The organism is Allosediminivita pacifica (assembly GCF_003054175.1).
Classification (GTDB): Bacteria; Pseudomonadota; Alphaproteobacteria; order Rhodobacterales; family Rhodobacteraceae; genus Allosediminivita; species Allosediminivita pacifica.
Window position 1 is genome coordinate 135200 of record NZ_QBKN01000001.1, and the last position, 21760, is coordinate 156959.

The 21760-nt window shown below is 67.8% G+C and carries 21 protein-coding genes; 15 read left to right on the forward strand and 6 right to left on the reverse strand.

The features are described 5' to 3' along the window. The 3 genes from C8N44_RS00660 to C8N44_RS00670 all read left to right on the forward strand — a co-directional run bounded on the left by C8N44_RS00660 (position 1) and on the right by C8N44_RS00670 (position 2825). Positions 1 to 954 carry an alpha-E domain-containing protein gene (locus C8N44_RS00660; RefSeq protein ID WP_107974230.1) on the forward strand — a complete coding sequence of 318 codons (954 nt, stop codon included), beginning with the start codon at positions 1 to 3 and terminating at the stop codon, positions 952 to 954. Next, positions 951 to 1784, forward strand: coding sequence for a transglutaminase family protein (locus C8N44_RS00665; protein ID WP_107974231.1), 834 nt, complete (start codon positions 951 to 953; stop codon positions 1782 to 1784). The genes C8N44_RS00660 and C8N44_RS00665 overlap by 4 nt, the downstream gene beginning before the upstream one ends. A gap of 141 nt (positions 1785 to 1925) precedes the next feature. After that, a complete protein-coding gene (locus C8N44_RS00670) occupies positions 1926 to 2825 on the forward strand; it encodes an AraC family transcriptional regulator (RefSeq protein ID WP_107974232.1) in 900 nt (299 codons plus the stop codon). A 22-nt stretch (positions 2826 to 2847) separates the two neighbouring features. Here C8N44_RS00670 and C8N44_RS00675 read toward each other — a convergent pair whose 3' ends face one another. Further along, positions 2848 to 3537, reverse strand: coding sequence for a ZinT family metal-binding protein (locus C8N44_RS00675; RefSeq protein ID WP_107974233.1), 690 nt, complete (start codon positions 3535 to 3537; stop codon positions 2848 to 2850). Between the two features lie 173 nt (positions 3538 to 3710). Here C8N44_RS00675 and C8N44_RS00680 point away from each other — a divergent pair, with 173 nt between their 5' ends. The 11 genes from C8N44_RS00680 to C8N44_RS00730 all read left to right on the forward strand — a co-directional run bounded on the left by C8N44_RS00680 (position 3711) and on the right by C8N44_RS00730 (position 14626). Beyond that, positions 3711 to 4433, forward strand: coding sequence for a proteasome-type protease (locus C8N44_RS00680; RefSeq protein WP_107974234.1), 723 nt, complete (start codon positions 3711 to 3713; stop codon positions 4431 to 4433). 150 nt (positions 4434 to 4583) lie between these two features. Next, complete coding sequence (gene tolQ, locus C8N44_RS00685) at positions 4584 to 5279, forward strand: protein TolQ (RefSeq protein ID WP_107974235.1); 696 nt, start codon at positions 4584 to 4586, stop codon at positions 5277 to 5279. 3 nt (positions 5280 to 5282) lie between these two features. Continuing rightward, positions 5283 to 5762, forward strand: coding sequence for a protein TolR (gene tolR / locus C8N44_RS00690; protein WP_107974236.1), 480 nt, complete (start codon positions 5283 to 5285; stop codon positions 5760 to 5762). Positions 5763 to 5771: 9 nt separating this feature from the next. Then, positions 5772 to 6929, forward strand: a complete 1158-nt coding sequence (locus tag C8N44_RS00695) for a cell envelope biogenesis protein TolA (protein WP_107974237.1) — start codon at positions 5772 to 5774, stop codon at positions 6927 to 6929. 113 nt (positions 6930 to 7042) lie between these two features. Further along, positions 7043 to 8371: a Tol-Pal system beta propeller repeat protein TolB gene (tolB, locus tag C8N44_RS00700; RefSeq protein WP_107974422.1), complete on the forward strand. Its 1329-nt coding sequence runs from the start codon at positions 7043 to 7045 to the stop codon at positions 8369 to 8371. 66 nt (positions 8372 to 8437) lie between these two features. Continuing rightward, positions 8438 to 8965 carry a peptidoglycan-associated lipoprotein Pal gene (pal, locus tag C8N44_RS00705; RefSeq protein ID WP_107974238.1) on the forward strand — a complete coding sequence of 176 codons (528 nt, stop codon included), beginning with the start codon at positions 8438 to 8440 and terminating at the stop codon, positions 8963 to 8965. Positions 8966 to 8969: 4 nt separating this feature from the next. Then, complete coding sequence (gene ybgF / locus C8N44_RS00710) at positions 8970 to 9827, forward strand: tol-pal system protein YbgF (protein ID WP_107974239.1); 858 nt, start codon at positions 8970 to 8972, stop codon at positions 9825 to 9827. A 121-nt stretch (positions 9828 to 9948) separates the two neighbouring features. After that, positions 9949 to 11205, forward strand: a complete 1257-nt coding sequence (tilS, locus tag C8N44_RS00715; RefSeq protein WP_244640938.1) for a tRNA lysidine(34) synthetase TilS — start codon at positions 9949 to 9951, stop codon at positions 11203 to 11205. 75 nt (positions 11206 to 11280) lie between these two features. Then, entirely contained in the window at positions 11281 to 13200 is a 1920-nt protein-coding gene (gene ftsH / locus C8N44_RS00720; RefSeq protein ID WP_107974240.1) for an ATP-dependent zinc metalloprotease FtsH, read from the forward strand. 17 nt (positions 13201 to 13217) lie between these two features. Continuing rightward, on the forward strand, positions 13218 to 13985 hold the full coding sequence (locus C8N44_RS00725) for a methyltransferase domain-containing protein (protein ID WP_245412984.1): 768 nt from the start codon (positions 13218 to 13220) through the stop codon (positions 13983 to 13985). A 59-nt stretch (positions 13986 to 14044) separates the two neighbouring features. Further along, entirely contained in the window at positions 14045 to 14626 is a 582-nt protein-coding gene (locus tag C8N44_RS00730; RefSeq protein ID WP_107974242.1) for an MOSC domain-containing protein, read from the forward strand. Positions 14627 to 14681: 55 nt separating this feature from the next. Here the strand turns inward: C8N44_RS00730 and C8N44_RS00735 are convergent, their stop codons facing one another. Then, positions 14682 to 15506, reverse strand: a complete 825-nt coding sequence (locus C8N44_RS00735) for an EF-hand domain-containing protein (RefSeq protein WP_107974243.1) — start codon at positions 15504 to 15506, stop codon at positions 14682 to 14684. Positions 15507 to 15779: 273 nt separating this feature from the next. On the opposite strand from C8N44_RS00735, the gene folD reads away from it, so the two are divergent. Next, positions 15780 to 16697, forward strand: a complete 918-nt coding sequence (gene folD, locus C8N44_RS00740) for a bifunctional methylenetetrahydrofolate dehydrogenase/methenyltetrahydrofolate cyclohydrolase FolD (protein ID WP_107974244.1) — start codon at positions 15780 to 15782, stop codon at positions 16695 to 16697. A gap of 295 nt (positions 16698 to 16992) precedes the next feature. On the opposite strand, the gene pdeM is transcribed toward folD, so the two are convergent. From pdeM to C8N44_RS00760, 4 genes are all read right to left on the reverse strand, one after another. Then, positions 16993 to 17664: a ligase-associated DNA damage response endonuclease PdeM gene (gene pdeM / locus C8N44_RS00745; protein ID WP_107974245.1), complete on the reverse strand. Its 672-nt coding sequence runs from the start codon at positions 17662 to 17664 to the stop codon at positions 16993 to 16995. Between the two features lie 148 nt (positions 17665 to 17812). Beyond that, positions 17813 to 20251, reverse strand: a complete 2439-nt coding sequence (locus C8N44_RS00750) for a ligase-associated DNA damage response DEXH box helicase (protein WP_107974424.1) — start codon at positions 20249 to 20251, stop codon at positions 17813 to 17815. Positions 20252 to 20298: 47 nt separating this feature from the next. Next, complete coding sequence (locus C8N44_RS00755) at positions 20299 to 21411, reverse strand: aminodeoxychorismate synthase component I (protein WP_107974246.1); 1113 nt, start codon at positions 21409 to 21411, stop codon at positions 20299 to 20301. A gap of 6 nt (positions 21412 to 21417) precedes the next feature. After that, a complete protein-coding gene (locus C8N44_RS00760) occupies positions 21418 to 21711 on the reverse strand; it encodes a Dabb family protein (protein WP_107974247.1) in 294 nt (97 codons plus the stop codon). Between the last annotated feature and the right edge of the window lie 49 nt (positions 21712 to 21760).

Genomic DNA, 21760 nt, shown 5'->3' on the forward strand with positions numbered 1-21760 from the left:
ATGCTGAGCCGGACGGCAGACCATCTTTTCTGGATGATGCGCTATCTCGAACGAGCGGAGACCACCGCCCGACTTCTCGAAGTGGGTGCCCGCAGCGCGCTGATGCCCGATGTGTCGGGCGGCTACCGCAACGACTGGGAGGCCGTGCTTCAGGCCTCGGGCGGCTACGAGGACTTCCTCTCAAAGTACGGCGAGACCAAGCAGCGCAACATCGAGACCTTTCTCTTCTTCGATGAATCCAATCCTTCGTCGGTCCTGTCCTGTATCGCGGCGGCGCGTGAGAACGCCCGCGTCGTGCGGACGGCGCTGACCTCGGCGGCCTGGGACGCGCTCAACACCGCCTACCAGGAGCTGCGGGGCATGCAGCGGATGGAGCGTAGCACGCTCTCCATTTCGGACCTCTCGGAATGGACCATGCGGGCCTGTTTCCTCGTGCGGGGGGCGGTGTCGGCCACCCAGTTGCGCAACGACGGCTATAATTTCATGGGCGTCGGCACCTCGATCGAGCGGGCCGACAATACCGCGCGGCTTCTGGACGTGAAGTACTTCGTCCTGCTGCCGAGCCTGTCCTACGTGGGATCGGGGCTCGACCAGTCGCAATGGATCACGCTGCTGCAGGCCATGTCCGCCGACCGGTCGGTTAACTGGAGCTACACGGGCGAGTTGACCTCTTCCAAGATCGCAGACTTCCTGATCCTGAACCGCCAGTTCCCGCGCTCGCTGCTGTCGGCCGTGCAGTGGACCAACGACCACCTCGACGAGATCGCGCGCATCTACGGGCACGCGACGCAGGCGCAGGCCGCCGCCCGGTCGCTTCTGGGCGAACTGGCCGAGCTGCGCGTGGACGACATCTTCGACGAGGGGCTGCACGAATTCCTCAACCGGTTCATGTACCGCAACGGCGAAGTCGCTCAGCGGGTGCAGGACTGCTACCTCCGGGGGATCCCGGCATGAGACTCTCTGTCCGTCACAACACCCGATACACCTTCGAAACACCGGTCCGGCAGTTGATCCAGGTGCAACGCCTCTGGCCGTCGGAAACCGCAAGCCAGCAGATCGTGAGCTGGACCGTCTCGACCACCGACTCGGTCTACGGGGCCGGGCACCGGGACGGGGCCGGCGACTGGTTCGAGACGGTTTCGGTGCGCGGGCCGGTCAGCCAGGTCGACGTCTTGGTCGAGGGCATCGTCAGCACCACCGACACGTCTGGCGTGCTGCGCAATCACCGCGAGAAGATCCGCCCCTCGAGCTATCTGCGCAGCTCGCACCGGACCGATCCAGACGCCTCGCTGAAGGTGCTTGCCGCTGACGCCGCCAAAGCCGCGGGGGAAGGGACGTTGTCACTTGCCCACGCCCTTTGCGAAGCGGTCGCAGACGCGATCTCCTACGTTCCGGGCGAAACCCTGGCCCATACGACAGCGGCAGAAGCGCTCGCCGGTGGGGCAGGGGTCTGCCAGGACCATGCCCACGCCCTCATCGCCGTGGCCATCGCCTCCGACCTGCCGGCGCGCTACGTTTCGGGCTATCTCATGGCGACCGAAGAGGACGCCGTGGCGATGAGTGAGGCGGGGCACGCCTGGGCCGAAATCTTCGTCGAGGGGCTGGGCTGGGTTGGCTTCGATCCCGCAAACGGCTGCTGCCCGGACGATCGCTACGTGCGCCTCGGGTCCGGCTTCGATTCGGTGGATGCAGCTCCGATCCGCGGCCTCGTGCTCGGCAACAACACCGACGAGGAGATGACCGTCGAGGTCGTCGTCCAGGAGACGGAGCAAAGCCAGCAATAGGCCGGGTTCTGCCGATCCCCTTTGCCGCAAGGCGCGCGGACAGGTGTCCGCTCGCGAAAGCGTGAAAAAGGCTGAATTGCCAGTGACCGCCACGGTCGAATTCGCTTTGGGCTCACCTGCAGATTGCGGCATTCATATGGCATGGACGTCCTCACCGATGTCTGCGCGAATCTGCGGCTGCGCGCGGGCATGCATTTCTCAGCCGAACTGGCCGCACCCTTCTCGGTCGGGCTGCCGCAGGAAGCGCGGCGAATCCGCTTTCACCTGCTTCTCGAGGGGGAGCTTCACCTGAGCCTGTCCGGCCACTGGACCCGCGTGATCGCACCCGGGGACATGGTCCTGGTGACCGAGGGCGCGGCGCACGGGCTCATGTCGGGGCCGGGGGCGGGGACGCCGTTGCCCGTTTCCGCATTGCTGGCCGCCAACTCGCCGGCGGACGGGGTGATCCGTCTCGGCAGCCCGGCGGCGGCTCGTCTCCTGTCGGGATACCTGGAGTTCGACCCGGCCATCCGGCATCCGCTACTGTCTGATCTGCCCGCGATGCTGACCCTGCGCCACGACGATGTCGCCTTTGTCGCGGGACTGCGCCTCATGCGCGAAGAGGCGAGGTGCGGGGCGGGGGCGGAATTCGTGCTGCACAGAACCGCCGAGATCCTGCTGATCCGATGCCTCAGGCAACTGGCTCTGGACGAGGGGGCTGGCTTTCTGGCGGCGCTGGACGATCCGGCGCTGGCACGATGCCTCGCCGCGATCCACCGCGCCCCCGGGCAGGACTGGACCGTCGCCGCACTGGCCCGCGAAGCAAAGCTGTCGCGTTCGATCCTTTCCGAGCGTTTCACCGCGAAGGTGGGCATGCCACCGGTGGGCTACCTCACCCTCTGGCGGATGATCCTGGCCCGCCGGATGCTCTCGGACAGTGCGCTCACGGTCGAGGAGGTAGCGGAACGTAGCGGCTATGCCTCGCTTCCTGCCTTCAGCCGCCGCTTCAGCCAGATGTTCGGCAAGGGGCCGGGCCCGTGGCGGCGCGACCGCGGGGCGTGATCCTGCACGCCCCGCGACCGGTTTAGTGGGCGATCATCTCGTCGACGATCTCGCGGTCGCTCATGTCCGAGGGATAGTAGGTTGGCCAGTTGGTGACTTCCTCGAGCAGCGCCGCCCGGTCATCGCCCCAGTAGAGGTGGTAGTGCCCGGCATCCGTCGGTGCGATCGCGTGATCGCTGAACTGGACGAAATCGGGAGCCTCGGGATCGCCCTCGTCCTTGGCGAAGATGTAGCGCACGCCACGGTTGCCCTTTTCGTAGGTCAGCACCTCGTATCCGTCGTAGGCGTAGGTGCCGCCGTAGTCCGCACCCTCCTCGAAGAAGGTGAAACTGTCGCCGTCGATGACGATCCGGTCCACGTCGGTGGCATAGCCGGTTTCGTAGTATGCGCGGTACTCCTCGGCACTCATGGCGCCGGTTTCGGCCTTGTGCGCCATGACGGGCGCAAGCGTGCCGTCCATCAGGTAGGGATAGACCGATTGCCAGTCCCCCTGCCAGTCGGCGAGGGTGCGGTCCTCGATCTGGCTGTCCTCGAAATAGCCGTTGTAGATCGCGTCCGACCCGTGGTCATGGCCGTGCTCGGCATGGCTTTCCCCGGCGTGATCATGGTCATGATCGTGCGCATGGTCGCCTTGCTCGGAAAGGGCGGGCGTCGCGGTCAGAAGCGAGACGAGCACGACAGCGCCAAGGCAGGTCGAAAGGGTTTGGGGCATTTGGGGTCCTCTTCGTGAAACTTGAGAATCAGTTACGTTATAACGTAACAATCTGCTAGAGGCCCATCCCGCCACGTTCAACCCGTTCACTTCCGCGCCGCCTTCACCAATCTCTCACTGGTCCCCGCTACGCTCACGCGTTAAACCGCTTGCGGTATGAACCGGGGGAACCCATGACCTATTGCGTGGGACTTTTGCTGGATGCCGGCATGGTCCTTCTTTCCGACACGCGCACCAACGCGGGGCTCGACAACATCGCGACCTATCGCAAGATGTTCCTGTTCGAAGAGCCCGGCGAACGGGTCATTGCCATCTGCACGGCCGGATCACTTTCGGTGACGCAGACCGTCATTGCCCGTCTGGAAGAGGCCAACGCCGACCCCGAGAACCCCGAATCGATCCTGCGGGCGCCGACCATGCTTCAGGTCGCGACGCTCATCGGAAAGCTGCTCTCGGACGTCTCGGCCGAGGTCTCGGCCAAGATGGACCGCATGAAACAGGGGGCGAGCGCCTCGCTTCTGGTGGCCGGTCAGCGCAAGGGCGGCGACATGCGGCTCTTCCTCGTCTACCCCGAGGGCAACTTCATCGAGGCGACGGCGGACACGCCCTACCTCCAGATCGGCGAACACAAGTACGGCAAGCCGATCCTCGACCGGGTGATACAGCCCGATACCTCGCTCGAGGACGCCAAGAAGGCGGTGCTGCTCTCGATGGACTCCACCCTGCGCTCGAACCTCAGCGTGGGCATGCCGCTCGACATGGCCGTGATCGAGGCCGACACGATGCGCGTGGGCGAAACCCACCGGATCGAGGCCACGGACGAAGGCTTTGCCCGCATGAGCCAGGACTGGTCCAACGCGCTCCGCGACGCTTTCCAGCAGATCAAGCCGGTCTGAAACCCGCGCCTCACGGCGGCAACATGCCAAAATGCGCGCCCGAGCCGGCTGTCTGACGCCAATGTGTTGGCGCTTGCCCTGCAATTGCTGTAGACGTCGCGGTAAGGAGAGCCCCGAAACAGGGGCCGTACGGTGGAAAGAGCAGGTTAGATGGAAGCTGAGACGCTAGCCCTCGCCTCGGGGGTGGATTTCTCCATGTGGGGGCTGTTCGCGCGCGCCACACTCATGGTCAAACTGGTCATGCTGGTGCTTGTGCTCGCCTCGATATGGTCGTGGGGCATCATCATCGACAAGGCCATCACCTTCCGGCGCGCCCGGCGCGAGGCCCGCGATTTCGACGAGGCCTTCTGGTCCGGCGAGCCGCTGGACGAGCTTTTCGCCCAGCTCGGTCCCGAACCTGACGGACGGATGCAACGGGTCTTCGCCGCCGGCATGGTCGAATGGCAGCGCAGCCACCGCGACGACGGGGCGCTGATCCCCGGCGCTCAGGCGCGCATCGACCGCAGCATGGATGTGGCCATCCAGAAAGAGGCGCAGGGCCTTCAGAAGGGGCTCGCCGTGCTGGCCACGGTCGGCTCGACCGCGCCCTTCATCGGCCTCTTCGGCACCGTCTGGGGCATCATGCACGCCTTCATCGGCATCGCCGAAGCGCAGAACACCTCGCTCGTGGTCGTGGCCCCCGGTATCGCCGAGGCGCTGCTGGCCACCGCGCTGGGCCTGCTGGCGGCCATCCCGGCGGTTATCTTCTACAACAAGCTGTCCTCGGACGCGGACGGGATCGTCGGCGGCTACGAATCCTTTGCCGACGAATTCTCCACGATCCTGTCCCGCCAGCTGGATTCCTGACCCATGGGCGCGCAGCTGAAACAATCTGGCGGCGGCGGTGGTAGCCGCCGGCGCCGCGGCCGCAGGGGCGGCGTTCAGCCCATGGCCGAGATCAACGTCACGCCCTTCGTCGACGTGATGCTGGTGCTGCTCATCATCTTCATGGTGGCCGCCCCTCTGATGACGGTCGGGGTGCCGGTGGAACTGCCCAGGACTGCGGCCACGGCGCTGCCCTCCGAAACCGAGGAGCCGCTGACCATCACCATCGGGGCCGGCGGCGAGATCATGATCCAGACCACCGAGGTCCCGCGCGAGGACCTGGTGAACCGTCTCCGCGCGATCGCGGCCGAGCGTGAGGGCGACCGTGTCTTCCTGCGCGCCGACGGTGCCGTCAGCTACGAGACGGTGGCCCAGGTCATGGGCGCGCTCAATCGCGGCGGATTTTCTTCCATCGGTCTGGTGACGGACGTGAACGGGCCGGCCTTCGACGGGCCGGATGGCTGAGGCGCGCGATTGTCCAGGGGCACCACCATATCCGCCGTCGCGCATGTGGGACTCATCCTCTATCTGCTGATCGGGCCGGTTTTCCGCGGGGAAGCGCCCGAGATGGAGGTGGCGGACGTCACCGTGCTGAGCGAAGAGGACTTCGCCGCGCTGACCGCCTCGCGCGGGTCACCCGAGGCCGAGACCGAACAGCCGCAGGCCCCCGAGCCTCCGGCGCCCGAACCCGTTCCCGAACCTGAGCCGACACCGGTCCCGGAATCCGAGCCCGAACCGGAGCCGGTGCCCGAACCCGCGCCCGCTCCGGAACCTGCGCCCGAGCCGGAGCCCGTCCCCGAACCGGCCCCCGCGCCGGAACCGGCGCCGGCCCCGCAGGTGCAGGCGCCCACCGAAGCGGACCGCCCGGTGCCGCGTCCGGCACCGCGCGTCGCCGACACCGCGCAGCCCGAACCGGAACCGCAGGCCCAGCAGGCCCCCGAACAGCAGCAGGCCGCCGAGGCGGAGGCCGAAAGCCCCGATGTCGCCGAAGAGGAGCAGGAGGCCACGGCCCCGCCCGAGACCGCGACCGAGATCGTGACCGAGGCGGAAGAGCCCGCCCGTGCGCCCGACAGCTCGCCGCGGCCTCGAAGCCGCCCGCAGCAGCCTGCCCAGCGTCCGGAGCCCGAACCCGAACCGGAGCCCACCCCCGAGCCCGAACCGGAGCCGGAGGAGACACGGACCGCCGAGGCGCCCGAACCTGAACCTGAACCGGAGCCGGCGCCCGAACCGGAAACGGGTACAACCGTCGACGACGCCCTGGCCGAGGTGCTTGGCAATTCCGGCTCCAACCCCGAGCCCGACGTCTCGGGCCCGCCGCTCACGCCCGGCGAGCGCGAGGGGCTGCGGCTGGCCGTGCAGGAATGCTGGGTCGTCGACGTGGGCAGCGAGGCCTCGAACGTGACCGTCACGGTCTACATGGAAATGAACCGCGACGGGACCGTCGTCTCGGGCAGCCTGCGCATGCTGGGGTCCAGCGGCGGCAGCGCCCAGGCGGCCGAGGTGGCCTTCCAGTCCGCGCGCCGGGCGATCCTGCGGTGTGGCGCGGATGGCTACGACCTTCCCGTCGACAAATACGCGCAGTGGCGCGAGATCGAAATGACCTTCAACCCCGAGGAGATGCGTCGCAGATGACACCGACCTTTCAAAACGGCGAGATCCTGCCCGCAGGGGCCAACGCAGCGGTTTTGACCGGCGTGGAACCCATGTATGCAGGGCGCGAACGGGGTGAACACTGGAGTGGGCGCATGGTACGGTATCTTGTGCGGTCTGTGACCGCGTTTCTCGTCGGGCTGGCGATGCTGACCGGCATGGCGGCAGCCCAGGACGGTCCCCTTCGGATCGAAATCACCGAGGGCGTGGTCGAACCGCTGCCCTTCGCGCTGCCGGCCTTCGTGGCGCAGGGCGCCGAGGCGCAGCAATATGCCGAGCAGATCACCCAGGTGATTTCCCAGGACCTGACCGGCACCGGGCTCTTCCGCGAGATCCCCCGCAGCTCGCACATCAGCCAGATCAGCAGCTTCGGAAGCCCCGTGCAGTTCTCGGACTGGCGCGCGATCAACGCTCAGGCGCTCATCACCGGCGAGGTCTCGTCCGATGGCTCCGGCCGCGTCGTGGTCAAGTTCCGCATCTGGGACGTCTTCGCAGGACAGGAACTGGGGCAGGGGCTGCAGTTCTCGGCCGGCACCGACGGCCTGCGTCGCCTCGCGCACAAGGTGGCCGACCAGGTCTACACCCGCATCACGGGCGAAGATCCCTACTTCGACAGCCGCGTCGTCTTCGTGTCCGAGACCGGGCCCAAGGACAACCGCTCCAAGCGGCTGGCCATCATGGATTACGATGGCGCCAACGTGCGCTACCTGACCGACGGCAACGCCATCGTGCTGGCGCCGCGCTTCTCGCCCACCGGCGACCGGGTGCTCTACACCAGCTACGAGAGCGGCTCGCCCAGCATCCGCGTGCTCAGCGTCGGCGACGGCGGCAGCCGCAACCTTCAGGTGGGCCAGGGCATGACCTTCTCGCCGCGCTTCTCGCCCAATGGACAGACCGTGGTCTATTCCCAGTCCGAAGGCTCGAACACCGACATCTTCGCCATGGACATAGCCACCGGCCAGTCGCGGCGCCTGACCAGCACGCCCTCGATCGAGACGGCACCCAGCTTCAGCCCCGACGGCAGCCGCATCGTCTTCGAGAGCGACCGCTCGGGCACGCAGCAGCTTTACGTCATGCCGGCCTCGGGCGGCGAGGCGCAGCGCATCAGCTTTGGCCAGGGCCGCTACGGCACGCCGGTCTGGTCGCCGCGCGGCGACATGATCGCCTTCACCAAGCAGAACGCGGGCCGCTTCCACATCGGTGTCATGCGCACCGACGGCAGCGAGGAGCGCCTGCTGACCGCCTCCTTCCTCGACGAGGGCCCGACTTGGGCGCCCAACGGCCGTGTCATCATGTTCTCGCGCGAGACGCAGGGTGCGCAGGGCTCCTCCTCGCTCTATTCCGTCGACATCTCGGGGCGGAACCTCCAGCGCGTGCGCACGCCCTCGGGGGGCTCGGACCCGAGCTGGGGCCCCCTTCAGTAAGACCCTCGATTTCCCTTCCCCGGCGCGTGTGATAGCGTCGCGTCAAGACAAGAGCAGGACAGGACAATGACCCATATCTCCAAGGCCCTTCTGATCGTCGCGGCACTCGGGCTGGCCGCCTGTGCGAACCCCTCGCGGTTCGGCCCCGGCGGCGGCATGGACGGCGGTGCCGGCGCGGGCGCCGGAGCCGGCGGTGTCGTGCCCGGCAGCGCCAGCGACCCCCAATCGCCCGCCTACTTCCGCGAGAGCATCGGCGACCGCGTCTTCTTTGCCGTCGACCAGTCGACGCTCAGCCCCGAGGCACGCGCCACGCTCGACGCTCAGGCCGACTGGCTGATGCGCAACACCGACTACCAGGCGGTGATCGAGGGCCACGCGGACGAGCAGGGCACCCGCGAATACAACGTCGCGCTCGGCGCGCGCCGCGCCAACGCCGTGATGGAATACCTCACCTCGCAGGGCATCGCGCCGAGCCGGCTCGACTTTGTCAGCTACGGCAAGGAACGCCCCGTCGCGGTCTGCTCGGACGAGAGCTGCTATTCGCGCAACCGCCGCGCCGTGACCATCATCTCCTCCTCCGCGCTTACGGGATAACACCATGCGCCGCGCGCTCACGCTCTGCCTTGCTCTCCTGATGGCCCCTGCCGCCGCTTCGGCGCAGGACAGCCAGACCCTGGCCGACATCAAGCAGGACATGTCGGTGCTCTACACCCAGCTCCAGCGCCTCCGGCAGGAGCTGAACACCACCGGGCTCAGCGACATGCAGATCTCGGGCAGCGCGCTCGACCGGATCAACACGATCGAGGCCGAGCTGCAGCGCGTGACCGGCAAGGCCGAGGAGCTTGAGTTCCGGATCGAGCAGGTGGTCAACGACGGCACCAACCGTCTGGGGGATCTCGACTTCCGTCTCTGCGAGCTGGAGCCGAACTGCGATATCGGCAGCCTCGGCGACACGCCCCGGCTCGGCGGCGATGCCGTGCCTGAGCAGGGCAGCAGCCGTGGCGGCTCCGGCATGTCTTCGGGATCCGCATCGGGCACCGGCGGGCCGCTTGCCGGCGGCGCGCAGCTTGCCGTGAGCGAGGAAGAGGACTACCGCGCGGCGCAGCAGGCGCTTGAAAACAACGAGTTCCGCCGCGCGGCGGAGCTCTTTGCCACCTTCCGTGCGGATTATCCGCAGGGACCGCTGGAGCCCGAGGCGCTGGTGGGCGAGGGGCTCGCGCTCGAGGGGACCGGTGATCTGCGCGGTGCCGCGCGCCGCTATCTCGACGTCTACTCGGGCTACCCCGAGGCCCAGGTCGCGCCCGAGTCGCTCTGGCGGCTGGGCACCTCTCTGGCGGAGCTCGGCAGCGTCGCCGAGGCCTGCGTGACCCTGGCCGAGGTTGGCGAGCGCTACCCGCAATCGAGCTACGTGAACGAGGCCCGTTCGAGCATGGGCGACCTCAACTGCCAGCAGTGAGACCTGCGATGGCCGGCGGGCAGAGGGGGGCTCTGCCCCCACGGCCTTCGGCCGTCCCCCCGGGAGTATTTGGGCCAAGAAGAAGCCCCGGGCGCGCTCGATACCTGACCACGGTGTGCCCGTGACGAGCCTCGACCAGCGCTTCGCCGAGGCGATGGGCCAGCTGCTCGGTCCCGATTTTCCCCGCGATATCGCCCTTGCCGTCTCGGGCGGGGGCGACAGCATGGCCATGCTGACCCTGGCCCACAACTGGACCCGCCACTGGGGCGTGCGGCTGCACGTGGTGACCGTCGATCACGGTCTTCGGCCCGAGTCCGCGGAGGAGGCCGCCATGGTGGCGGAGGAATGCGCGCTGCTCGGCTGGCCGCACGCGACGCTGAGCTGGAAATGGAAGGGGCAGGGCAACGTCATGGACGCGGCGCGGCGCGGGCGGATCGAGGTGATCGACCGCTGGCGCGGCGAGATCCGTGATGTCCTTCTCGCCCACACCCGCGACGATGTGGCCGAGACCTTTCTCATGCGCCTTCGCCGGGGATCGGGGGTCGAGGGGCTTTCGGCCATGCAGCCGGCACGAGTGCTGCCGGGCCATGCCCCCATGCGCCTGCTGCGCCCCTGCCTGGACATGGGGCGGGAGGAGCTGCGCCACTACCTGCGCACCCTGAAGGGCCGTTGGGTCGAGGACCCGACCAACGAGGACCCACACTACGACCGGGCCCGCATCCGCCGTCTGCGTGGGCTGCTTTCGGAGGAGGGCATGGGGACCGAGGCGCTGGCCGGCACGGCGCAGCGCATGGCGCGCGCCCGAGAGGCGCTGCGGGCCCGGGCGGCCCAGGTCTGGCGCGAGATCGGGCAGGAGAACCGGGCGACAGGCGATATCCTCATCGCACGCGACGGCTTTGCGGCTGTCGAGCGCGACACCCAGCTTCGGATTCTTGCCGGGGGGCTGCAATACGTGGCCTCCGCCGCCTATCGCCCGCGGTCCGAGCCGCTCGAGGCACTGTTGGACCGCGTGCTGTCCGGCGGCGGCGGAACGCTCCACGGCTGCGAGTTGCGCGTCGAACGCGACCACCTGCGCCTCTTCCGGGAATGCGCGGCACTGGCCCCTGCGTCTGCCGATCTCGGGACCTGGGACACCCGCTGGCGGATCACGCCGCCCGAGCTGGACCTGACGGTCGCGCCGCTGGGGGAGACGGGCTGGCGCCAGGTGCCGGAACGCCCCGAGGGGGCGCCGCCCTTCCATGCCGCTCGCAGTCTGCCGTCGCTTTGGAGGGGCGACAGGCTGGTGGCCTGCGATGCGCTTCGGGTCGGTCATGCCCCCACCGCGACACTTGCGCCGGGACGCGCCGACAACCTTGAGAGCTTTCTGCTTTCGCATTGAACCGCGCCGGGCAATCTCTATGTTACAGTCCAGCGCCTTTCACGGGCGCACGCACGCATTCAAAGGAGTTCCGCCTTGGGCAACGCGCGCAACATCGCATTCTGGGTCGTGCTGTTTCTTCTGATCCTGGCGCTGTTCAACCTCTTCTCCGGCGGCGGCTCCACGCTGCAAAGCCGTGAAATCAGCTATTCCGAATTCGTCCGGGCGGTCGAGGACCAGTCGGTCAGCTCTGCCACCATCGACGGTGAGCAGATCCGCTACCGGTCGAACGACGGGCAGGACTACGTCACGGTCAAGCCCGAGGATGCCGAGATCACGCAGATGCTGATCGACAACAACATCCCCGTGCGGGCCGAGCAACAGGAACAGTCGGGCTTCCAGGCCTTCCTGCTGAGCCTGCTGCCGTTCCTCCTGCTGATCGGGGTCTGGATCTACTTCATGAACCGCATGCAGGGTGGTGGCAAAGGCGGCGCCATGGGCTTTGGCAAGTCCAAGGCCAAGCTGCTGACCGAAAAGCATGGTAGAGTAACCTTCGACGATGTCGCCGGCATCGACGAGGCCAAGGAGGAGCTCGAGGAGATCGTGGAATTCCTGCGCAACCCGCAGAAGTTCTCGCGCCTCGGCGGCAAGATCCCCAAGGGTGCGCTGCTTGTTGGTCCTCCGGGCACCGGTAAGACGCTGCTTGCGCGCGCCATCGCGGGCGAGGCGGGCGTGCCATTCTTCACCATCTCGGGTTCCGACTTCGTCGAGATGTTCGTGGGTGTCGGCGCCAGCCGTGTCCGCGACATGTTCGAGCAAGCCAAGAAGAACGCGCCCTGCATCGTCTTCATCGACGAGATCGACGCCGTGGGCCGCGCGCGTGGCCAGGGCTACGGCGGCGGCAACGACGAGCGCGAGCAGACGCTGAACCAGCTGCTGGTCGAGATGGACGGGTTCGAATCGAACGAGGGCGTCATCATCGTGGCGGCGACCAACCGTCGTGACGTGCTCGACCCCGCGCTGCTGCGTCCGGGCCGCTTCGACCGTCAGGTCACGGTGCCGAACCCCGACATCAAGGGCCGCGAGAAGATCCTCGGCGTGCACGCCCGCAAGACGCCACTCGGCCCCGACGTCGACCTGCGCATCATCGCGCGCGGCACGCCCGGCTTCTCGGGGGCGGATCTTGCCAACCTCGTGAACGAGGCCGCGCTCATGGCCGCCCGTGTCGGACGCCGCTTCGTCACGATGGAGGACTTCGAGAACGCCAAGGACAAGGTCATGATGGGCGCCGAGCGCCGCAGCATGGTCCTGACCGACGAGCAGAAGGAAAAGACCGCCTACCACGAGGCCGGTCACGCCATCGTCGGCCTGACGCTTCCGCAGTGCGACCCGGTCTACAAGGCCACCATCATCCCGCGCGGAGGGGCGCTCGGCATGGTCGTCTCGCTGCCCGAGATCGACCGCCTGAACTGGCACAAGTCCGAATGCGAGGAAAAGCTGGCCATGACCATGGCGGGCAAGGCGGCCGAGATCATCAAGTACGGTGACGGCATGGTGTCGAACGGCCCCGCCGGCGACATCCAGCAGGCCAGCGCACTGGCCCGTGCCATGGTCCTGCGCTGGGGCATGTCCGAAAAGATCGGCAATATCGACTACGCCGAGGCGCATGAGGGCTATCAGGGCAACACAGCCGGCCTTTCGGTCAGTGCCCACACGAAGGAGCTGATCGAGGACGAGGTGCGCCGGTTCATCCACGAAGCCTACGATCGCGCCTACCAGATCCTCACCGACCGCAAGGACGAGTGGGAGCGTCTCGCACAGGGGCTGCTCGAGTACGAGACGCTGACGGGTGAAGAGATCAAGCGCGTGATCCGTGGTGAACCGCCCCATTCGGGTGACAATGACGGAGCCTCGCCCGAGAAAGACGACACACCAAGCGTCACCGCCATTCCGAAGACCAAACCCAAGGGCAAGACCTCGGGCGAGGGCGGCATGGAGCCTGAACCAAGCGCATGAGCGCGACACCTCAAGGCATGACCGATTGGGACCCCGGGACCTACGACAGGTTCCGGGGTCATCGTCTTCGGCCCGCGCTCGATTTGATCCGCGCGCTGCCCGAGATACCCGACGGACCGTTGGTGGATCTCGGCTGCGGCAACGGCGCCGCGGGGGCGGCACTCAAGCGGCTTGGTCACCCGCTCGTCGGCGTCGACAACAGTGCCACGATGCTCGCCGTGGCGGACGAGGCCGGCGTCTACGATGCGCTTATGAATAGCGACATCGGCCACTGGGAGCCGCACGTCGCGCCCGCGCTGATCTACTCCAATGCAGCACTGCACTGGCTGCCCGACCACGCGACGCTGTTGCCGCGTCTCGCCGCGATGCCGGTGCCCCGCGGGGTGCTGGCGGTGCAGATGCCGCACCAGAACAATGCGCCCTCGCACAGGCTCTGGGTCCAGCTCTGCGATGAGCTCTTCCCCGGTCGTCTCGATCATCACACCCTGCCCGGCGCACTTGATGCCGCGGCCTACCACCGCCTGCTGGCGCCGCTGGGCGAGCTTTCGCTATGGGAAACGGACTACTATCAGGAACTGCCCGCCGAGGGGCCCGGCCACCCCGTGCGGCACTTCACCGAGGCCGCCTTCGCGCGCCCGATCCTCGGCATCCTGGACCCGACCGAGCGCGAGCGGCTCGTGGCGGCCTACGACAGCGTCATTGGCAGCGCCTATCCGGCAGCACGGGACGGCAGCGTGCTATTTCCGCTGCGGCGTCTCTTCTTCACGCTCAGGCGCGCGGACTGATCCTGTTTCGGGTTGCAGGGCGGTTCCGGCCGCGCAAGATGCCCTGAAAGGAGAGACACATGCCCGCGCTGATCCCCACCGACTATACCGCCACCGTCACCTGGCTTGGCACCGTCACCAGCCCCGATCGCAAGGAGCTTCTGGCCGAAGCGCGCGAGATGCTGGAGCTGCGCTTCGAGGGGATCGCGGGATCGGTGCACGGCGGTGCCACGCGGCCCTCCTGCTCGCGCGTGGTGTCGCAGTATCCCAAGGGCACCGAGATCCGGAACGAACGCCAGCTCAGCATCATCAGCGTCGAGGAACTGGCCGAGATCGCGCGCATCATGGGGGTCGAAAGCCTCGATCCCGCGCGGCTCGGCGCTTCGATCGTGATCGAGGGCATCCCGGATTTCAGCCACGTTCCGCCCTCGGCACGCCTGCAGGCGCCCTCGGGTGCGACCGTGACCGTGGACATGGAAAATCAGCCCTGCCAGTTGCCCGCACGCAGCATCGAACATGTGAGCCCTGGTCACGGCAAGGCCTTCAAGCGCGCGGCGGAAGGGCGGCGTGGGGTGACCGCCTCGGTCGCGCGGGAGGGCGTGGTCAAGCTCGGCGATACTCTGCGTCTGCACATTCCCGGCCAGCGGGCCTGGCAGCCCTGACATGAAAACGCCCCGACGAAGGCCGGGGCGATGGTCTGCCGGGGCAGGGAGGCCCTCACATCATGCTGTCGTAGGTGTAGTAGACCACGGGCACGTCGGGGCTCACGTTGCCTCCCTCCTGCGAATTCTGGTTCGAGGCGCTCTGCTCGTTGTCGCCCGCGTCGCGCTGTACGTCCTCCATCGCGCTCTTGGCGTTCTCCAGCGACATGCGCTCGTATTCGGCGGCACTCAGATCGCCAGAACCGTCGGTGTCGGCCGCGTCGAACTCGGCCCCTGCCGCCTCGGAACGATTCCGGGCTTCCGGCGTGCTCTCCTCCCATTCCGACGCACTGACGCTGTCGCTCTGGTCCGTGTCCAGCGCCATGAACAGGATCGCACTCCGGGCTGCCGCGTCTTCCATGGTCATGCTGTCGTAGACCTCGGGGCCAGCGCTGACGGGCACGAAGACGAGACGGCGGAAATCACCATTGGCTTCCGCGTCGCCCTGCTTCATCGCCTCGTAGGAGGCCGAGGTCGCCTGCATGAACTCTTGCTGGCTCAGCGCGCCATCACCGTTCGCATCGATCGTGCCCATGTTGTCGGCGTTGCGGTCGGCGCCGGCGGACTGCGTACCCGCCATCTTGTTCACGCAATCGACGTATTCGCTGCGGCTGATCGCGTTGTTGGAATCGGCGTCGAGCTGGCCGAAGGCCACGGTGCTGCCCTCGGACAGTTCAGACGGCGACAGCTGGCCGTCGCCGTTGCTGTCGTAGCGGGCATAGCCCATCTCGCACAGATCTGCCTGCATCTGGTCGGCCCCAAGGCTGCCCTCATTTTCCTGCGCGAAAAGCGGGGTGGCGGTCAGGGCAAGAATCCCGGTGGCAAGTGCGGTGGTACGCATGACAGGCCCTCCTCTGGTCTGTCTCGGTGGGTTGGGGCGGCGGCTGTCCGCCTTGTCTCGTGCCCCTGCAACACCACCCACCGGGGGGACTGTTCCATAAAGCGGCGTTTCCGATCCACGTCACGGTGCCCCTGACCGGATGGACAGGCGCCGGGATCGGGCGTGCATGCGTCGGATTCACGATCCCGTCCCCTTGCCCTGCGCGGTATCGGCGGGCAGATCAGGGACGACAGACACGCAGGCGGGCAGCGCCCGCAGCCCAGGAGGTTCGACATGACGGCAAGGATCATCGACGGCAAGGCATTCGCCGAAACGCTGCGGGGGCGCGTCGCGCAGGAAGTGACACGGCTCAAGGACGGTCTCGGCGTGACCCCGGGCCTTGCCGTCGTGCTGGTGGGCGACGACCCGGCAAGCCACGTCTACGTGCGCAACAAGCACAAGGCGACCGTCGAGGCCGGCATGCAGAGCTTCGAGCACCGGCTGGCCGAGGACACGACCGAGCAGGAGCTCATGGGCCTCATCGACCAGCTGAACGCCGATCCGGAGGTGCACGGCATCCTCGTGCAGTTGCCGTTGCCGGATCACCTCGACAGCGACCTGGTGATCAACGCCATCGACCCGTCGAAGGATGTGGACGGTTTCCACATCTCCAACGTGGGTCTTCTGGGGACCGGGCAGAAAAGCATGGTGCCCTGCACCCCGCTTGGCTGCCTGCTAATGTTGCGCGACGTTCACGACAGCCTGTCGGGCCTCAACGCCGTGGTGATCGGCCGCTCGAACATCGTGGGTAAACCCATGGCGCAGCTGCTGCTGGGCGAAAGCTGCACGGTGACCATCGCGCATTCCCGCACGAAGGACCTGGCCGAGGTGGTGCGGGGTGCCGACATCGTCGTCGCTGCCGTGGGACGTCCGAAGATGGTGCCGGGCGACTGGATCAAGCCGGGTGCCACGGTGATCGACGTGGGCATCAACCGCATCGACGCCCCCGAGAAGGGCCTGCGCGAGGACGGCACCGTCAAGACGCGGCTCGTCGGCGACGTTGACTTCGACAGCTGTGCCGAGGTGGCGGGCGCGATCACGCCCGTGCCGGGCGGCGTCGGCCCCATGACCATCGCCTGCCTTCTGGCCAACACGGTCACCGCCTGCTGCCGCGCCAACGGCTTCCCCGAGCCCGAGGGGCTGGCCGTCTGATCCAGCGGCGCGCTACCGCGCGCTTTCATTCCGACATCTCGCAGGCGACGCGTCATTCCCGGGCGCGTCGCCTTTTGCGTGTCGGGCAGGGCAGGCTTCGGGCTCACCAGAACAGGGATCCCCGTACCGGAGCCCCCGTTACCCGCCTTCTGCCCAGACGCGGCCAGCCGTCCCGCTCAAGCGAAATGGCCGTCTCCCCGCGGAGCGGGGCCCCTCGGCAATTTCCCTTCATCGCGCCGCCAGCCCCCGTCCTTTCGGGCAGGCGGACGACGGCGGCTCCGAAACAGGGATCCCCTCAGGCGGTGGTGCGGCGAGGCATGGGAATGGCGACTGGCCGCGCCCCGGTGAGAATGGCCTGCGCATCTTCGCCCATGAGGGTCGAAAGCGTGGGGCTGTCGGTGCGCAGCCCGCCGGTGAAACTGCCGTAAGATGGCATCACAAGTTTCCGGGAATCAACGAGAAAGCAGGGCCGGCTGAGGCTGCGTCCGCGCGCGATCAACCGCGCCTTGGGGTGGTAGTGCCCCGACACTTCGGCGCTGTCGTCGCTGGCGATGTGACGGAAGACAAGCGGGTCGATGCGGGCTTCGCGCAGGTGCGTGCCGCCCAGTTCCAGCGGGCCGGGATCGTGGTTGCCCTCGATCCAGGTCCAGTCGCGCCCGGCCTGCATCGCGGTGATGCGGGCTGCCTCGGCCTCGGGGAATCCGGCCGCGATTTCAAGCGTGTCGAAGCTGTCGCCAAGGCAGATCACCCGGCGCGCGCCAGTGGCGGCAAGGTCGGCTTCGAGGCGCGACAGCGTCTCCTGCGCCTCGTAGGGGGGCAGTTGCGCGCCGCCCTGCGAACTCAGCCGCGCGGCCTTGCCCAGGTGCAGGTCCGAGACCACGAGCATGTCTTCGTCGGACCAGTGCAGCGCGCCCGAGGGCAGGGCGGCGAGCCGCGCTCCGTGGAAGGTGAAGCCGTGGGTGTTCATGCCCCGTTCCTGCCGCAGGCGCGGGGCGGGATCAAGCGGAGGATGCGGCGCGCCCGCTGTGGATACATCTGTGGAAGGATCGTTTTTCGGCATACCATTGCGTCAAAATGGCGGTTCTGGCCGGGTCACGGTCCTGTCCCGGCAAGCGCTACCACGGCACGCGCCAGACGTGGCCCTGTTCCACCTGCGCCAGACCCGACTCGTCCAGCAGCCGCGTGACCTCTTCCTCGAGGATGCGCTCGTCCGCCGAGCCGTTCACCGGCACACGGCCCGGTTCGAGGAAGAGCGGCGCGGCCAGCGGCGTGATCCGCGACAGCGCCACGTGGTCGATCCGGTCGCCCACCCGTGCGCTCATCTCGCGGATGCGGGCGAAATCCACCAACCCGCGCATGGCCTCTTCCCGGGTGATGCGCATGAGCAGGTGGTCGGGGTCGTATTTCAGCAGCGTGTCATAGAGGATGTCCGAGGACATGGTCGCCTGACGCCCGCTCTTGCGCTGGCCGCCCACCTGCCGCTCGATCAGCCCCGCGATGGTAGCCGAGGCACGGAAGGTGCGTTTCATCACCGCGTTGCCCGCGAGCCAGTCGTCCAAACCCGCCTCGAGCGCGGCGAGCTCGAAAAGCGGCGCGGGGTCCACCACCTGGTCCAGCCCCCAGATCAGCGTGGCATAGTCGGTCGCGACAAAGCCCATGGGGGCAAGCCCCATCTCCTCCATCCGCTTGGTCAGCAAGAGCCCGAGCGTCTGCTGCGCATTGCGCCCGGCAAAGCCGTAGACGACCATCTGCTGGCGCCCGTCGTGGGGAAAGGTCTCGACCAGAAGGCGCCCCGGTTGCGGCAGGCGCGACACCTCGCGCTGCAGGGCCAGCCATTCGGCGGTGTGCCCCGGTAGCTCCGGCCAGCGCTCCTGTTCGAACATGCGCAGGATGCGCTGCGACAGCTGCGTGGAGGTCGAGAACTTGGAGCCCATGAAGGTGGCGATCTTGGGCTTGCGGCCGGGATCGCGAGTCACTTCGACCACCAGTTCGCGCAGGCCTTCGTAGCGCACGATCTGCCCGCCGATCAGGAAGGTGTCGCCCTTGGTGAGCGAGGCGGCAAAGCCTTCCTCGACCTCGCCCAGGGTCGACCCGCCGCGCCCGCGCCAGCGCACCTTGAGCGTGTCGCTGTCCTGGATCGTGCCTATGTTCTGGCGGATGCGGGCGGCGCTGCGTGGGTCGCGCAGCTGCCAGAACCCGTCGGCGCGTTGCTTCAGCCGCTGCCACTGATCGTAGGCGCGCAGCGCGTAGCCGCCAGTGGCCACGAAATCGAGGCAATCGTCGAACTCGGCCCGCGTGAGATCGGCGTAGGCGCCTGCGGTGGTCATCTCGGCGTAGATGTCGCCCGCGTCGAAGGGCCCTGCGCAGGCCGCGATCAGGATGTGCTGGCAGAGCACGTCGCGCGGCCCCCGACCGCGCCCCTCGCCGTCCAGATCCCGTTCGCGCACCGCCTGCAGGGCTGCGACACACTCCACGACCTCGAAGCGGTTTGCGGGCACCAGCAGCGCCTTCGACGGCGCGTTGTAGCGGTGGTTGGCCCGCCCTATGCGCTGCACCAGCCGCTTCACGTTCTTGGGCGCGCCCACCTGGATCACGAGGTCCACGTCGCCCCAGTCGATGCCGAGGTCGAGCGAGCCGGTGCAGACGATGGCCCGCAGCTGCCCCGCCACCATCGCGGCTTCGACCTTTTCGCGCTGTGCCCGGTCGAGGCTGCCGTGGTGGATGCCGATGGGTAGCGCCTCTTCGTTGGCAAGCCAGAGGTTGTGAAAGAAGATCTCGGCCTGCGCGCGGGTGTTGTGGAAGATCAGCGTCGTCTTGTGCCGCTTCACCTGCTCCAGCACCTCGGGGATTGCGTGTTTCGCGCCGCCCCCCGACCAGGGCGGCGCGGCTTCGGTGTCGAGCATGGCGATGTCGGGATCGGGGCCGGGGTCGGCCTCGATGATTTCGCAGGGGTCGGGATGGCGGGCCAGCAGGCGGGCGATGCCTGCCGGATCCTCGACCGTGGCCGACAGCCCGACGCGGCGCATGCCCGGGGCAAGCGCCTGCAACCGCGCCAGCGCCAGCATCAGCTGGTCGCCGCGCTTGGATTCGGCCAGCGCGTGGATCTCGTCCACCACCACCCGTTGCAGCCCCGCGAACATGCGCGGCGCATCCTCGTAGCTGGTCAGCAGGGCGAGGCTTTCGGGCGTGGTCAGCAGGATCTGCGGCGGGTCGGCGCGCTGGCGTTTCTTGCGGCTCGACGGCGTGTCGCCGGTGCGGTCCTCGACCCGGATGTCCAGCCCCGCCTCCGAGATCGGCGTCGTCAGGTTGCGCCGGATGTCGGCGGCGAGCGCCTTGAGCGGGCTGATGTAGAGCGTGTGCAGCCCCCCGCGCGGCGCCTTGGCCAGTTCCGCCAGCGTCGGCAGGAAGCCCGCCAGCGTCTTGCCGCCGCCGGTGGGGGCGATCAGCATCATGGCGGGCGCCTCGGCGCGGTCGAGCATGGCACGCTGGTGCGGGTGGATAGACCAGCCGCGCGCATCGAACCAGCCTTGCAGGGAAGGGGGCAGGACGGACATGCCCCCCAGATAGTGCGCCGCGAACAAAGGTGAAACGGGTTGCGCGCTCAGTCGAGGTTCGCGAAGCGCGATTTCAGCAGCGCCTCGGCGTATTCCTCCTCGGCGGTGCTGTCGTAGACCACGCCGCCGCCCACGTTCAGGTCCACGCGCCCATCGGCGAAGCAGGTCAGCGTGCGGATCGCCACGTTGAACGTCATCGCCCCGTCGGGCGCCATCCATCCCACCGCGCCGCAATAGGCCCCGCGCGGGCCTTCCTCGAGATCGCGCAGGATCTCCATCGCGCGGATCTTGGGCGCGCCGGTGATCGACCCGCAGGGAAAGAGCGCGGCAAAGAGATCGGCCACCCCGGTGCCGGGCCGCACCTGTGACGTGATGCGCGAGGTCATCTGGTGCAGTGTCTCGTAGCGCTCGACGGTGAAAAGCTCGGGCACCTTCACGCTGCCGGGCAGGGACACGCGGCTCATGTCGTTGCGCAGCAGGTCGACGATCATCAGGTTCTCGGCGCGGTTCTTCTCGGACCGGCGCAGCCCCTCGGCCAGCGCGGCATCCGCCTCCGGGTTCGCTCCGCGCGGGGCGGTCCCCTTCATCGGCCGCGTGGTGAGCGTGCCCTTCGTATCGAGCGAAAAGAACAGCTCGGGCGACCGGGACAGGATCGCCGGGCCGCCGAGATCCACCAGCGCACCGTAGGGGACCTCCTGTCGCGCCCGCAGCCGGGCATAGAGTGCACGCGCGGTGCCCTCGTGACGCGCCTCCATCGGGAAGGTTAGGTTCGCCTGATAGATGTCGCCCGCGCAGATGTAGTCATGCACCACCCCGAAGGCCTCGGCATAGCGCGCGGCGTCCCAGAGCGGACGGGGCGCGGTGAAGCGGCTTTGGCCCGGCGCCTCGGGCCGCGCGGGTAGGGGGGCTTTGAAGGCGCCGAACAGCATCAGCGGCACCTCGCCCGGGGGTGGCATGAGCGGGGCCAGCTTGGCGTCCAGCGCGTAACCCAACTCGTAGCTGGCAAGCCCCGCCAGCCACAGCCCCTCGCGCCGCGCCGCCTCGAGCGCGGCAAAGGCCGCGGGCACCTCGCGCGCGGTCTGGGCCGAGATCAGCCGGACGGGATCTGCGAAGAGCGTGCCGCTGCCTAGCGGGCCGCGGTCAAAGGAAACACGCGCCATCGCGGCTCAGAAATCGGCGGCCACGCGCATGTCCCGCAGCGGGCGCACGCGGTCGATCGATTGCTGGTAGATCGGATCGGCCTTGTAGGCATCGAGCGCGGCGCGGTCGGGGAACTCGGCGTAGACGATGACGTCCACCTCGCCCGAAAGGCCATCGGCGCGGGAGTTCTCGCAGACCTCGAAATGCGAGGCATGGGGAATGCCACCAAGGATCGAAAGCCCCTCGCGGATGCGGGCGACGTCGGCCTTGTCCTTCGCGCTGAAGAAGACGACGTGACGGATGAAGCTGCGGTCTGACATGGCGGGGCCCGTAGATCTGATGGATATTTCCGCGTGTCTGAGACAGAAC